The organism is Roseibium aggregatum (genome assembly GCF_014692675.1).
Lineage (GTDB): Bacteria > Pseudomonadota > Alphaproteobacteria > Rhizobiales > Stappiaceae > Roseibium > Roseibium aggregatum_C.
Genome location: NZ_JABFCZ010000002.1, coordinates 98,031 through 110,471 on the forward strand (window position 1 = coordinate 98,031; position 12,441 = coordinate 110,471).

Here is a 12,441-nt window from a genome sequence, read left to right on the forward strand (position 1 = left end):
CCCGGCCGGAGCGCAAGCGGAGAGCCGGGATCCAGTACGCCGAGACCTTTCGGTTCAAGCAACCAGCCTCACGGAGTACTGGGTCCCTACCTTCGCAGGGACGACACTGAGGGTAGGGCAAGGCGGTGTCACCCTCACATCACCGCACCGACCTGCCAGGGGACGAATTCATGGTCGCCGAGGCCGAGGAGTTCGGACTTGCTCTTCTCGCCGGAGGCAAGGGCCAGGAGCCGGTCGAGGATTTCGGCGCCCTTGTCGGCAACGGGCACGCCCCTGGTGAGAATATCGCCGCAGTTGATGTCCATGTCGTCGGGCATGGCGTTGAACAGGGCCTCGTTGGTGGCGAGCTTGAGGGTCGGGGCGGGCTTGGAGCCGAAGGCGGAGCCCCGGCCGGTGGTGAAGACGGTGACCTGGGCCCCGCCGGCGATCTGGCCGGTGACGGAAACGGGGTCGTATCCGGGCGTGTCCATGAACACGAAGCCGGGCGCGTTCACCTGTTCGGCATAGTCGTAGACGGCGGCAAGCGGCGTCGCGCCGCCCTTGGCAGCGGCCCCCAGCGACTTTTCCAGGATGGTGGTCAACCCGCCGGCCTTGTTGCCGGGGCTCGGGTTGTTGTCCATGCTGCCGTCGTTCATTTCCGTGTAGCGCTCCCACCAGCGGATCTGGCCGATAAGCTTCTGCGCGACGTCGTCGTTCACCGCCCGGCGCAGGAGCAGCTGTTCCGCACCGTAGATCTCCGGCGTTTCAGCGAGAATGGCCGTGCCGCCAAGGGCGACCAGAAGATCCGAAGCGGCCCCAAGCGCCGGATTGGCGGTGATCCCTGAATAGCCGTCCGAGCCGCCGCATTGCAGGGCGACCTTGAGATCGGAGGCCGGGCAGGGGGTGCGGCTGATCCGGTTCACCTCCGGCAAAAGTTCCAGCACCAAGGCCTTGATCGCCTCGATGGTGGCGCGGGTGCCGCCGGTGTCCTGGATGGTCAGCCCGTGGAAGCGGTCGGCCCGGTCGTCACCGTAGACCGCCTTCATGCGGGCGACCTGCATGGTCTCGCAGCCGAGACCGACGAAGACGGCGGCGCCCACGTTCGGATGGGTGGCATGGCCCCAGAGCACGCGCTGGAGCATTTCGAAACCGCGGCCGCTCGCCGCCATGCCGCAGCCGGTGCCGTGGGCGAAGGCGACGACGCCGTCGACATTTTCATAAGGCTCGAGCGCGCCGGAATTCTCCAGCTCGAAGGCGGCCCGGCGGATGACGGTCGCCGAGCAGTTCACCGTGGCGCAGAGCGCGATGTAGTTGCGGGTGCCGACCTGGCCGTTCTCCCGACGGTAGCCCATGAAGGTTCGCGGGGCGGCTTGCGGGATCGCGGCGCGGGCGGCGTCCAGATCCACGCCGATCTGATAGTCCTGGTCATGGGCGGAAAACGCGCAATTGTGGGTATGGACATGATCGCCGGGGGCTATGGCCTGCGTCGCCGTACCGATGATCTGGCCGTATTTGACGATGCTGTCGCCGACCCGATGGGCCGCGCGGGCAATCTTGTGGCCGCCGGCGACCGCCACGGGCAACGGGTTGCCTGTGTTCAGCGGATCGCTGCCCTTCGCCACTTTCGACGGCAGGATGGCAACGGTATCGGAAGGGTGAAGCGTAATCGGTCCGGCTTCGGTCATCAGGCAACTCGTTTGTAGGTCAGGCCCGCGATCACGCCGCGCAGCTCGGCCAGCCCGCGCATGCGGCCGATCAGGGGGTAACCGGGGTGGGTTCCGCGTTCGCCGTCTCCCAGAAGCTCGTGGCCGTGATCCGGGCGGAAGGGGATTTCCCGATCGGGGCGTCCCGCTTCGCGGCGGCGGCCTTCCTCCTCCAGAAGGGCGGCGACAAGATCCACCATATCCGTATCGCCGGCAAGGTGGGCGGCTTCCTCGAAGGACCCGTCCGCGTCCTTTTTCACATTTCGCAGGTGCGCGAAATGGATCCGGTCGGCGAACCGGCGGGCAATGGCCGGAACGTCGTTTGCCGGATTGGCGCCGAGAGAGCCGGCGCAGAGCGTCAGGCCGTTCGCCGGACTGTCGTGCGCCTCCAGGATCCAGCCGATGTCGTCGGCATCGGAAACGATACGGGGCAGGCCGAGAATATCGCGGGGCGGGTCGTCCGGATGAATGCAGAACCGCATCCCGAGATCTTCCGCGGCCGGAATGACCTCGTCCAGGAAGCGTTTCAGATGGCCGCGCAACTCCAACTGACCGATATCCTCATAGAGCTTCAGCGCGGTCTTCAGGCCCTCAACGTCGTAGCGGTCATAGGCGCCGGGCAGGCCCGCCATCACCGCATGCATCAGCTCCGCCCGGTCTGCTTCCGATGAGGTATCGAACCAGCGTTTCGCCTCATGGACGACGCAGTCGGGATAGTCGTTCACCGCTTCCTCCCGCTCCACCATGAAGAGTTCGAGGGCGGCCATCTTGGTGGCCGAGAAGCGCAGGCAGGTGCCGCCGCGCGCGACCGGCGCGGCAAGGTCCGTGCGCGTCCAGTCGAGCAGCGGCATGAAGTTGTAGCAGATGGTAGTCATGCCCTCGGCGGCCAGATTGGCCATCGACTGGCGGTAATTGGCAAAAAGCTCCGACAGGTCGCCGTCGCTACGCTTGATGCGCTCGTGGATCGGCAGGCTTTCCACCACGGTCCATTCGAACCCGGCCTCGATGACCGCCGCCTTGCGCGCGGCAATCGCTTCCCGGGTCCAGACTTCGCCGTAGGGAATTTCATGCAGGGCGGTGACGATGCCGCCCGCTCCGGTCTGGGCGATTTCGCTCAGTTCAATCCTGTCCAGGGGGCCGTACCAGCGCCAGCTTTCCTTCATGCAAGTGTCTCCAGCGCCTTGCGGGTTCCAAGCTCCAGCAGGGTGCGATAGGCCCGGGTGACCGGGCCGGCAAGGTGTTCAGCCAGGTCGGCATCGAAGATTTCGCGGACCGAAAGCAGGGCCGCCACCTTTGCCTCCGGTGTATACGCGCCGACGGACAGCGCGCGCAGGCGCTCTGCCAGGGGATCCCTGACCTCGATCGCCTGGCCTTTCTCGTCGATGCCGCCGACATAGCGCATCCAGGCCGCGACGGCGAGGATCAGGCCGGGGCAGGGACGTGTTGCTCTGAGATCATCGGCAATCGTCCCCAGAATGCGCTGAGGCAGTTTCTGGCTGCCGTCCATGGCGATCTGCCAGGTGCGGTGCCGGATCGCCGGATTGGCGTAGCGATCGAACAGCGCTTTCGCGTAGTCGCCGAGATCGATGCCCGCCGGCGGGGCGAAGGAGGGCATGATCTCCTCCCGCCACAACCGGTTGACGAAGATGGCAAAGACCGGGTCGGCGACCGTTTCGGCTATGGTTTCGTGGCCGGCCAGATAGCCCAGATAGGCAAGCGAGGAATGGGTGCCGTTCAGCATCCTGAGCTTCATGTGCTCGTAGGGCGTGACATCCTCGACCATCTCCACGCCGGATGCAGCCAGATCAGGCCTTGCGTTGTCGCCGTAACCGGGCACGAAGTCGTCTTCCACGACCCATTGGCGGAAGGGCTCGTGAAGCACCGGCGCTTCGTCGAGGACACCGGTTGTTTCCGCAAGCCGGTCGATGTCTTCAGGCTTGGTCGCAGGCGTGATCCGGTCGACCATGGTGGAGGGAAACCGCCCTTCCGTCTCGATCCAGTCGGCGAGCGCCGGATCGAGCTTCCTTGCGAAGTCGAGCACGATGCCGCGGACCAGCATGCCGTTCCCAGGGAGGTTGTCGCATGTCAGGACCGTAAACGGGAGCTGGCCCGCGGCGCGCCGCCGCTGAAGAGCCCGGACCAGAAACCCGGGAGCGGAGACGGGAAGGGGATTTTCCAGATCGTGCAGGATGTCGGGATGGGTCGGATTGAGCTTACCCGTTGCCGGATCGTGGCAGTAGCCCTTTTCGGTGACGGTGAGGCTGACAATCCGGATCGCCGGGTCGGACATCCGGTCAAGGACCGCTTGCGGGTCCTCCGGGGCAACCAGAACCTCGCGGACAATTTCCACCTGGCGCAGCTTTTCGCCCTCAGACCCAAGTTCGACGGAGGTATAAGCCCAGTCCTGGGGCGCGAGCCGGTCGCGGGTGTCAGGGCTTCGCAGGCTGACACCGATGATGCCCCAATCGCCGCCGGAGGTTTTCACCGCGTCCTCGATATAGATGGCGCCGAAGGCGCGGAAGAAGGCGCCGAGCCCCAGATGCACGATGCCGGGTTCCGGCTTCGGTGCGGAAGATCGATGAAGTCTGGGCAGGACTTTTTGCAGTTCAGCGGGCAAGCCAGCCTCCGTCCACATTGAGGATGGTGCCGTGAATGTATTTTGCGGCAGGCGAAGCGAGGAAGACGGCCGCCTCGCCGATGTCGCCAGGCTCGCCCCAGCGGCCTGCCGGAATGCGGTCGAGGATCGCCTGGTTGCGGTCGGGATCGTTGCGCAGGGCCTCGGTGTTGTTGGTGGCGATATAGCCCGGCGCGATGGCGTTCACGTTGATGCCCTTCGCTGCCCATTCGTTGGCGAGAAGCTTGGTGAGGCCCGCAAGCCCGTGTTTGGCGGCGGTGTAGGAAGGCACGCGGATGCCGCCCTGGAAGGAGAGCACGGAGGCGATGTTGACGATCTTGCCCGAGCCGCCACGGTCCAGGACGGCCTTGCCGAAGGCTTGGCAGGTGAAGAAGGCGGCCTTCAGGTTGACGTCCATGACCGCATCCCAGTCGGCCTCGGTGAAGTCGACCGCATCCGCCCGACGGATGATCCCGGCGTTGTTGACCAGGATGTCGACCGGTTCCGCGGAAAAGACGTCTTTCGCCGCCATCGGGTCCGACAGGTCGAGGATGAGTTCCTTCGCGGTCCGGATCTGGCTCACGGTTTCCGCACAGGACCGGCGACCGGCGCAGATGACGGCTGCTCCGGCCCGTCCGAGTGCCACGGCGATCGCCTGACCGATACCGGTATTGGCGCCCGTGACGAGCGCGGTCTTTCCTTCCAGAGAAAACGGGTTCAACGCAAATCCTCCATCGCAACCATATCCATGTCCCGGTAGTCGATATTGTCACCGGCCATGGCCCAGATGAAGGTATAGCTGCCGGTTCCCGCTCCGCAATGGATCGACCAGGGCGGGGAGACCACCGCTTCCTCGTTTTTCATGACGATGTGGCGGGTTTCATCCGGCTTGCCCATGAAGTGGAAGACCCGGGTGTCGGGCGCCATGTCGAAATAGCAATAGGCTTCCATGCGCCGGTCATGCACGTGGGCGGGCATGGTGTTCCAGACCGAGCCGCCGTGGAATTGGGTGTAGCCGAGCACGAGCTGGCAGGACTCCATCACTTCCGGGTGGACGAACTGGTTGATGGTGCGTTCGTTCGCCGTTTCCGACGCGCCCAGGCGCATCTTCTTGGCATCCTCTAGCCGGATCAGGCGGGCGGGGAAGGCCCGGTGCGCCGGGGCCGAGGTGATATAATAGCGGCCCTTGCCTGAGAAGGTGACCGGGCCGGAGCCCATGGGAACATAAAGTACATCCCCATGGCCGAGGCTGTAGGTCTCGCCGCCGGCGCCGACGGTGCCGTCCTCACCGATGTTGACGACCGCCATTTCTCGCCGGTCGAGAATGGTTTTCGTGCCGCATTCCTTCACCTCATCGAGGACGAGATCCTTGCCGTCCGGGACGGCGGCGCCGACGATCATGCGGTCGTAATGGGTGTAGGTCAGGCGGATTTCACCGGACTTGAACAGGCCCTCGACTAGAAAATGTGAGCGCAGCCCATCGGTATCGAGCGCCTTCGTGCTGTTCGGGTCGATAGCGTGACGGGTTTCGACGGTCAGCATGTTCGAGCCTCTTTTCAAGTTGGGTTACAGGAAATCGTCACGCCGGGGCGTGAACGTATCGATCAGGGTGCCCGGTTCCAGGCAGCGGCAGCCGTGCATCGCGTTCGACGGAATGACGAAGCTGTCCCCCGGTCCGACCTCGATGTCCTCGCCGGCCACGGTGAAGGCAAAGCGGCCCGACTGCACGTAGGTCGATTGCACATGAGGGTGGTTGTGCAGCCTGCCTTCAGCGCCTTCTTCAAAGCGGAAGGAGACGACCATCAGCTCCGGGCTTTCGCTCAGGACCTGGCGGAGGACGCCCGGATCCGCGGCGACTTCCGGGTAGGTTTTCAGGCGGCTGGCATCTGTCTTCATCGGAAAACCTCAGTGGAACAGGGATGGCAGCCAGAGGGACAGGAAGGGTATGTAAGTCACCAACAGCAGGGTGAAGACGGCTGCGCCGTAGAAGGGCCAGATCGTGCGGATTGCCTGCCAGTCGGAGATCCGGCCGACCGCGCAGCCGACGAAGAGCACCGTGCCGACAGGTGGCGTACAAAGACCGATCCCCAGGTTCAGCACCAGGATCACGCCGAAATGGATCGGGTCGACGCCGAAGGCGGTGGCAACCGGCAGGAAGATCGGCGTGGTGATCACGATCAGCGGCGACATGTCCATGAAGGTGCCGAGGATCAGGAGCACGATGTTGAGCATCAGCAGGATCACCAGCGGGTTGTCCGACACGTGCTTCAGGAAGTTCACAAGCTCGGCTGGAATGCGCAGGAAGGCCAGCAGCCAGCCGAACGAGGCCGCGCAGCCGATTACCAGCAGCACCATGGCCGTCGTCCGCACGGCGGCCTTGGTCGCCTCCACGAAACCTTGCCAGTTCATGGTGCGGTAGGCGAGGACGGTGACAGCCAGCGCATAGACCGCGGCGATGCAAGAGCTTTCGGATGCGGTGAAAATGCCGGAGCGGACGCCGCCGAAGATGATCGCGATCAGCAGGATGCCCGGAATGGCATTGACGAACATCGCGCCGACCATCGCCCAACCGGGGAAGGACTCGGTCGGGTAGCCCGCCTTCTTGGCGACGAACCAGGCGGTCACCATCAGGGAAATTGCCAGAATGATGCCCGGCAGGATACCGGCGGTGAACAGGTCTGCGATGGAGAGCCGCCCGCCGGCGGAGATCGAATAGATGATCATGTTGTGGGACGGCGGGATCATCAGCGCGATGATGGCCGAGGTCACGGTGATGTTGACGCCGTATTCGACGCTGTAGCCCTTCTTTTCCATCTGCGGGATCATCAGCCCGCCGATCGCGGTTGCATCCGCCGCTGCGGAGCCGGAAATACCGCCGAAGAGCAGGGAGGCGGCGATGTTCACCTGGCCGAGGCCGCCGCGCATGTTGCCGACCAGGGCGCCGGCAAGCGCCACGAGGCGCCGCGCGATGTCGCCGCGCACCATGAGTTCCCCGGCAAAGATGAAGAACGGGATGGCCATCAGCGCGAACACCGAGACACCGGAATTCAGGCGCTGGAAGACGACGACCGGAGGCAGGCCGATATAGAGAACCGTGGCGAAGGAAGCGACCCCGAGGCAGAAGGCGACGGGTGTTCCGATCAGGAGCAGGAATGCGAAGGTTCCGAACAGGACGAAGGTTTCCATGTTATTCCCTGTTACTCTTCCACGAGATCGGTTTCGCCGAAGCGGGCGGTGGGCAGGCCGGCCAGACGCCGGGCCAGGCGTTCGACGGAAAACAGCACGACCAGGACACCGCCGCCGACGAGCGGCAGGAAGTCGACGGCACCGGAAACGCCCAGGGACGGCAACTTGACGTCCCAGGCGGAGCGGGCGAGTTCAGAGCCGAACCAGACCATGCCGGTACCGAAGGCGATCACGACAAGGTCGGAAATGCTATAGAGCCAGAGCTTGATGTTTTCGGGCAGGAAATAGAGCAGCACATCGAAGCTCAGATGATAGCCTTCGCGAATGCCCACGGCGGCACCGAGAAAAATGAACCAGCCCATCAGGATGACGGCCGCCGGCTCGCTCCAGACGATGGAGTCATTCAGCACGTAGCGGAAGAAGACCTGCGCCGAGATGAAGGCGGTCATCAGGATCAGGCCCGCTCCGGCCAGCCACAAGGCGAGACGCGCGATCCGGCCGGTGATCCGCGCGATGAATTTCATACTGTCCTGCACGATCGTCTCCGAAAATGGGGCCCGCGGCGAATAGGCCGCCGCGGGAGTGGGTACCCTCATTCCGCCTTTCCGGTTTGCTGCGAGGTGGATTGGATCACCCGGACTGCGCCGGGTGATGACGGTGGCTGGGGAGATCCTGTCATTCCCCCTCCGGGGCCATTGCCCGGCGAAGTCCGGGCAATCCACTCGCTACGGCTGACCGGCAAGGCGGTCGGTGATGTGCAAACCCCGCGATTCCGGTGAAGGGAAGTTTGGTGGAGCACATGACACCAGGGCCTGCCGTCAGTCGGTCGCGCGGATGCGGGCGACCAGGTCTTTCAGCTTGTCGGAGGTCACGTGCTTTTCGTAGACCGAATCCATGGCTGCCATGAACGGCTCCTTGTCGATCTGGGTGATGACCTCGACACCGGCTGCAAGCACCTTGTCTTCGGACGCCTTTTCACGAGCGACCCACATCTTGCGCATTTCCGGCACGGATTCCCGGGCTGCCTGACGGACGGTCGCCTGGTCTTCCGGTGACAGCTTGTCCCAGGAGATCTTGGACATGACCAGCACTTCCGGAACGATCAGGTGTTCGTCGAGGGTGTAGTAGCCGGCGACTTCGTAGTGACCGGAGGACTCGAAGGACGGCCAGTTGTTTTCCGCACCGTCGATGACGCCGGTCTGGATCGCCGAATAGACCTCGCCATAGGGCATGGGCGTGGCGTTGGCGCCAAGGGCGGACATCATGTCGACGAAGATGTCGGACTGCATGACGCGCACCTTCATGCCCTTCAGGTCGTCGATCGATTTGATCGGCTTGACCTTGTTGTAGAAGCTGCGCGAGCCGCCGTCATAGAAGGCAAGACCCACATAGCCGTGCGGTTCAAAGGCCGCCAGGATCTCGTCGCCGATCGGGCCGTCCATGACGTGGTGCATGTGCTCGACCGACTTGAAGATATAGGGCAGAGAGACGACCTTGGTTTCTTCCACCAGGTTGTTGAACGGTCCCATGGAGACGCGGTTCAGGTCGATGACGCCGAACTTGGTCTGTTCGATGGTGTCCTTTTCCTCGCCGAGCTGTGCGGAATGGAACACCTCGACGCAAATGCGGCCGTCGGTGCGCTCTTCCACGAGCTTGCCCATGTATTTGACGGCCTCGACCGTCGGATAGCCGTCCGGATGGGTATCCGAAGACCGAAGGGTTATTTCGCAGGCCATCGCCGTCGTTGCAAAGGCCACGCTCGCCAGGAGCGCTGCGGCCAGGGTTTTTACCGGTTTCATGACTTTCCTCCCATGAAATTGGCTCATCAGAGCCGGTAGGCTTGCTTGGCAAGCCGGTAAGCGAGGTCTGTGGCGACCTCATATGCCTCGTCTTCCGCGAGCCGCCCCGTGGCGACCAGGGTTGCGAGATAGGCGCAGTCCACCCGGCGGGCCACGTCGTGGCGGGCAGGGATGGAGCAGAAGGCGCGGGTGTCGTCGTTGAAGCCGACGGTGTTGTAGAACCCGGCCGTTTCGGTGGTCATTTCCCGGAACCGGCGCATGCCTTCCGGGCTGTCGTAGAACCACCAGGCGGGACCGAGCTTCAGCGCTGGATAAACGCCGGCAAGGGGCGCCAGTTCGCGGGCGTAACTGGTTTCGTCCAGGGTGAAGAGAATGATGGTGAGGTCCCGTTCCAGCCCAACGGCGTCCAGAAGCGGCTTCAGCGCGCGGACATAATCGGTGCGGGTCGGAATATCGAAGCCCTTGTCGCGGCCGAAGGCGGCAGAGATCGGGCCGGAGTGATTGCGGTAGCTGCCCGGATGGATCTGCAGGACCAGTCCGTCCTCCAGGCTCATGCGGGCCATTTCGGTGAGCATGTGGCCGCGGAAGGCATCCGCCTCCTCAGGCGTGCAGGTGCCCTTGAGCGCCTTGTCGAACAGGGCGGCAGCGTCCGCTGCGGGCAGATCTTCGGTGCGCGCTGTGGCGTGGCCGTGGTCGGAGGAGGTCGCGCCGAATTCCTTGAAATAGGCGCGGCGGATACGGTGGGCCTGAAGGTAGCCCTGCCAGCTGGTGGTGTTCTCGCCGGTGAGGGCGCCGAGCCGTTCGACGTTTTCGGCAAAGCCGGCAAATTCCGGATCGACGACAGGGTCCGGCCGGTAGGCGGTGACAACACGTCCGTCCCAGCCGCTGTCGCGGATCATCCTGTGCCAGCGCAAGTCGTCGAGCGGGCTTTCGGTCGTCGCGATTGCCTCAATATTAAATCGATTGAATAATGCTCGAGGCGTAAACTCCGGCCGGGTCAGGCAGTCGGCGATGTGATCGTAGGTTTCGTCCGCCGTTTCCGCGGAAATCGGCGTGGTCATCCCGAACACGTCCTGGAAGGCGTGATCAAGCCACATGCGCGAGGGGGTGGCGCGGAAAAGGTAATAATTCTCGGCGAACACGCGCCAGATCTTGCGACCATCGGTCTCCGTCCAGCCGCCGTCGGCGCGCGGGACTCCGAGGCTTTCAAGGCTTACGCCCTGGGAGAACAGCATGCGGAAGACATAGTGGTCTGGAGTAATGAACAGCTGTGCGGGATCGGCAAACGGCTGGTTTTCCGCATACCAGCGCGGATCCGTGTGGCCGTGGGGGCTGATAATCGGCTTTTCCGCGACCGACTGGTAGAGTGAACGCGCGATATCGCGTGTCATCGGATCTGTCGGAAACAACCTGTCTGAGGCCAACAATGCCACAATAATCCTCCCCGTTGCCGATTCCCGCTTGCCGTTTTCGGCAATTTTCCCAAGGGTCTTTCAATCGGCGTAGTTTAGTAATATGCTAGTATTCAGATCGAGTCAACGGAGCGAACGTATGACCGGAACGAGCCCCTTGCGGGTCCTGGAGCCACTGAACCGACCGTCGGTTGCCGATACGGTTTTCGACGAATTGCACCGGCAGATCCTGTCGCTGGAACTGCCGCCGGGAACCAAGATGTCTGAAGTGGAAGTGGCCAAGGCGCTGGGCGTGTCGCGCCAGCCGGTGAGGGATGCCTTCTACCGGCTGTCGAAGCTCGGCTTCCTGTCGATCCGGCCGCAACGGGCGACCACCGTGTCGCAGATTTCCGAAAAGGCGGTGCATCAGGCGAGATTCGTCCGCAGCGCCATCGAGGCGGAAACGGTGCGGACCGCCTGCGAGCGGCTGACCGACGACGATATCAAGGCGCTCGACGAAATCCTGGAAGGGCAGCGGCGGGCGATCGAGGCGAAAGACGCGGAGACCTTCCACGATCTGGACGACCGGTTTCACAAGGAAATCTGCGAGCGTTCCGGCCTTGGCTTTGCCTGGGACCTCATCCGCGAGAACAAGGCCCATATGGACCGGGTGCGGTTCCTGTCGCTGTCCTTCGGCTCGCGCCATGCGTATGACGATCATGTGGAGGTCATGGAGGCCATCCGGAACCGCGATACGCAAAGCGCCGTCAAGCTGATGCGCAAGCACCTGTCCCGGATCCTGGAGCAGCTTCCGCGGATCAGGGACGAACATTCCCAGTTCTTTGCCGGAGACCCGGACGTTGACGCGTAATTTTCTCGCCATCGGCGAATGCATGGTCGAAATGGCGCCGACGGGCGAGGGGACCTACCGGCTGGGCTTTGCCGGTGATACCCTGAACACGGCCTGGTACGCGCGCCGTCTTCTGTCGGAGGGATGGGACGTCTCCTATCTGACCGGCGTGGGCCGGGATTCCGTTTCCGAGGAGATGCTGGCCTTCTTCGAAGATGCCGGGATCCGCACGGACTATGTCCAGCGCGATAATGACCGGACGGTCGGGCTCTACATCATCCAGCTCAATGACGGCGAGCGCAGCTTTTCCTACTGGCGTTCCGATTCCGCAGCCCGGCAGCTTGCCCGCGACCGGGCAAGGCTCGATGCGGCCCTGGCGGCAGCGGATGTGCTCTATTTTTCCGGCATCACGCTCGCAATCCTGCCCAAGGAGCAGCGCGGCGGATTCCTGGAGGCCGTGCGGGCGGCCCGGAACAAGGGGGCGACTGTCGCCTTCGACCCGAACCTGCGTCCCAGGCTGTGGGAGACAGGTGAAGCCATGTGCGCCACGGTCATGGCGGCCGCTGCCGTCAGCGACATCGTCCTGCCGTCCTTCGAGGACGAGGCGACGTATTTCGGTGACGCCGGCCCGACCGAGACCGTGAACCGGTATACCCAAGCCGGGGTGCCGCTGGTGATCGTCAAGAACGGGCCGGGTGAGGTCTTGTGGCAGTCCGATGGCGCAACCTGGACCTTCCAGGTGCCGCCGGTGACCGAGGTCGTCGACACGACGGCTGCCGGTGACAGTTTCAACGCCGCCTTCCTCGCCAGCCATCTTCAGGGTACGGACCTTGAAACGTCAGTCGCAGCCGGTTCCCGGCTTGCCGCCCGGGTCATCGGCCGGCGTGGTGCGCTGGTGGATATTTCGCAGGCGGTCTAG

12 protein-coding genes are annotated in these 12,441 nt (G+C 63.7%); 2 read left to right on the plus strand and 10 right to left on the minus strand.

Annotated elements, in window-relative coordinates; translation table 11 throughout:
• Positions 1–134: 134 nt before the first annotated feature.
• The 10 genes from HK439_RS01630 to uxaC all read right to left on the minus strand — a co-directional run bounded on the left by HK439_RS01630 (position 135) and on the right by uxaC (position 10,672).
• A complete protein-coding gene (locus HK439_RS01630; protein WP_190289622.1) occupies positions 135–1,664 on the minus strand; it encodes a UxaA family hydrolase in 1,530 nt (509 codons plus the stop codon).
• Positions 1,664–2,845 (minus strand): mannonate dehydratase, encoded by a 1,182-nt coding sequence (gene uxuA, locus HK439_RS01635; protein ID WP_190289623.1) that lies wholly within the window; start codon positions 2,843–2,845, stop codon positions 1,664–1,666. Before uxuA ends, HK439_RS01630 begins: the two co-directional genes overlap by 1 nt.
• On the minus strand, positions 2,842–4,317 hold the full coding sequence (locus HK439_RS01640; protein ID WP_190289624.1) for a mannitol dehydrogenase family protein: 1,476 nt from the start codon (positions 4,315–4,317) through the stop codon (positions 2,842–2,844). The genes uxuA and HK439_RS01640 overlap by 4 nt, the downstream gene beginning before the upstream one ends.
• Positions 4,289–5,017: a 2-dehydro-3-deoxy-D-gluconate 5-dehydrogenase KduD gene (kduD, locus tag HK439_RS01645; protein ID WP_190289625.1), complete on the minus strand. Its 729-nt coding sequence runs from the start codon at positions 5,015–5,017 to the stop codon at positions 4,289–4,291. Before kduD ends, HK439_RS01640 begins: the two co-directional genes overlap by 29 nt.
• Positions 5,014–5,838 (minus strand): 5-dehydro-4-deoxy-D-glucuronate isomerase, encoded by an 825-nt coding sequence (gene kduI / locus HK439_RS01650; RefSeq protein WP_190289626.1) that lies wholly within the window; start codon positions 5,836–5,838, stop codon positions 5,014–5,016. The genes kduD and kduI overlap by 4 nt, the downstream gene beginning before the upstream one ends.
• A gap of 24 nt (positions 5,839–5,862) precedes the next feature.
• Positions 5,863–6,192, minus strand: coding sequence for a cupin domain-containing protein (locus HK439_RS01655; RefSeq protein ID WP_190289627.1), 330 nt, complete (start codon positions 6,190–6,192; stop codon positions 5,863–5,865).
• 9 nt (positions 6,193–6,201) lie between these two features.
• Complete coding sequence (locus HK439_RS01660; protein WP_190289628.1) at positions 6,202–7,482, minus strand: TRAP transporter large permease; 1,281 nt, start codon at positions 7,480–7,482, stop codon at positions 6,202–6,204.
• Positions 7,483–7,493: 11 nt separating this feature from the next.
• A complete protein-coding gene (locus tag HK439_RS01665; protein ID WP_209011509.1) occupies positions 7,494–8,006 on the minus strand; it encodes a TRAP transporter small permease in 513 nt (170 codons plus the stop codon).
• Positions 8,007–8,300: 294 nt separating this feature from the next.
• Complete coding sequence (locus tag HK439_RS01670; RefSeq protein WP_190289630.1) at positions 8,301–9,281, minus strand: TRAP transporter substrate-binding protein; 981 nt, start codon at positions 9,279–9,281, stop codon at positions 8,301–8,303.
• A 26-nt stretch (positions 9,282–9,307) separates the two neighbouring features.
• Positions 9,308–10,672 carry a glucuronate isomerase gene (uxaC, locus tag HK439_RS01675; protein ID WP_235987514.1) on the minus strand — a complete coding sequence of 455 codons (1,365 nt, stop codon included), beginning with the start codon at positions 10,670–10,672 and terminating at the stop codon, positions 9,308–9,310.
• 160 nt (positions 10,673–10,832) lie between these two features.
• Between uxaC and HK439_RS01680 the strand changes: the two genes are divergently transcribed.
• Together HK439_RS01680 and HK439_RS01685 are read left to right on the plus strand one after the other, a co-directional pair.
• Positions 10,833–11,543, plus strand: coding sequence for a GntR family transcriptional regulator (locus HK439_RS01680; protein ID WP_190289632.1), 711 nt, complete (start codon positions 10,833–10,835; stop codon positions 11,541–11,543).
• Positions 11,533–12,441 carry a sugar kinase gene (locus HK439_RS01685; protein ID WP_190289633.1) on the plus strand — a complete coding sequence of 303 codons (909 nt, stop codon included), beginning with the start codon at positions 11,533–11,535 and terminating at the stop codon, positions 12,439–12,441. The genes HK439_RS01680 and HK439_RS01685 overlap by 11 nt, the downstream gene beginning before the upstream one ends.

Bases quoted from the DNA above. Each gene is read 5' to 3' on its own strand.
- HK439_RS01640 (WP_190289624.1), bottom strand. From the start codon at position 4,317: ATGTGGACGGAGGCTGGCTTGCCCGCTGAACTGCAAAAAGTCCTGCCC.
- uxaC (WP_235987514.1), bottom strand. From the start codon at position 10,672: ATGACACGCGATATCGCGCGTTCACTCTACCAGTCGGTCGCGGAAAAG.
- HK439_RS01660 (WP_190289628.1), bottom strand. From the start codon at position 7,482: ATGGAAACCTTCGTCCTGTTCGGAACCTTCGCATTCCTGCTCCTGATC.
- kduI (WP_190289626.1), bottom strand. From the start codon at position 5,838: ATGCTGACCGTCGAAACCCGTCACGCTATCGACCCGAACAGCACGAAG.
- HK439_RS01655 (WP_190289627.1), bottom strand. From the start codon at position 6,192: ATGAAGACAGATGCCAGCCGCCTGAAAACCTACCCGGAAGTCGCCGCG.
- uxuA (WP_190289623.1), bottom strand. From the start codon at position 2,845: ATGAAGGAAAGCTGGCGCTGGTACGGCCCCCTGGACAGGATTGAACTG.
- HK439_RS01670 (WP_190289630.1), bottom strand. From the start codon at position 9,281: ATGAAACCGGTAAAAACCCTGGCCGCAGCGCTCCTGGCGAGCGTGGCC.
- HK439_RS01665 (WP_209011509.1), bottom strand. From the start codon at position 8,006: ATGAAATTCATCGCGCGGATCACCGGCCGGATCGCGCGTCTCGCCTTG.
- HK439_RS01680 (WP_190289632.1), top strand. From the start codon at position 10,833: ATGACCGGAACGAGCCCCTTGCGGGTCCTGGAGCCACTGAACCGACCG.
- HK439_RS01630 (WP_190289622.1), bottom strand. From the start codon at position 1,664: ATGACCGAAGCCGGACCGATTACGCTTCACCCTTCCGATACCGTTGCC.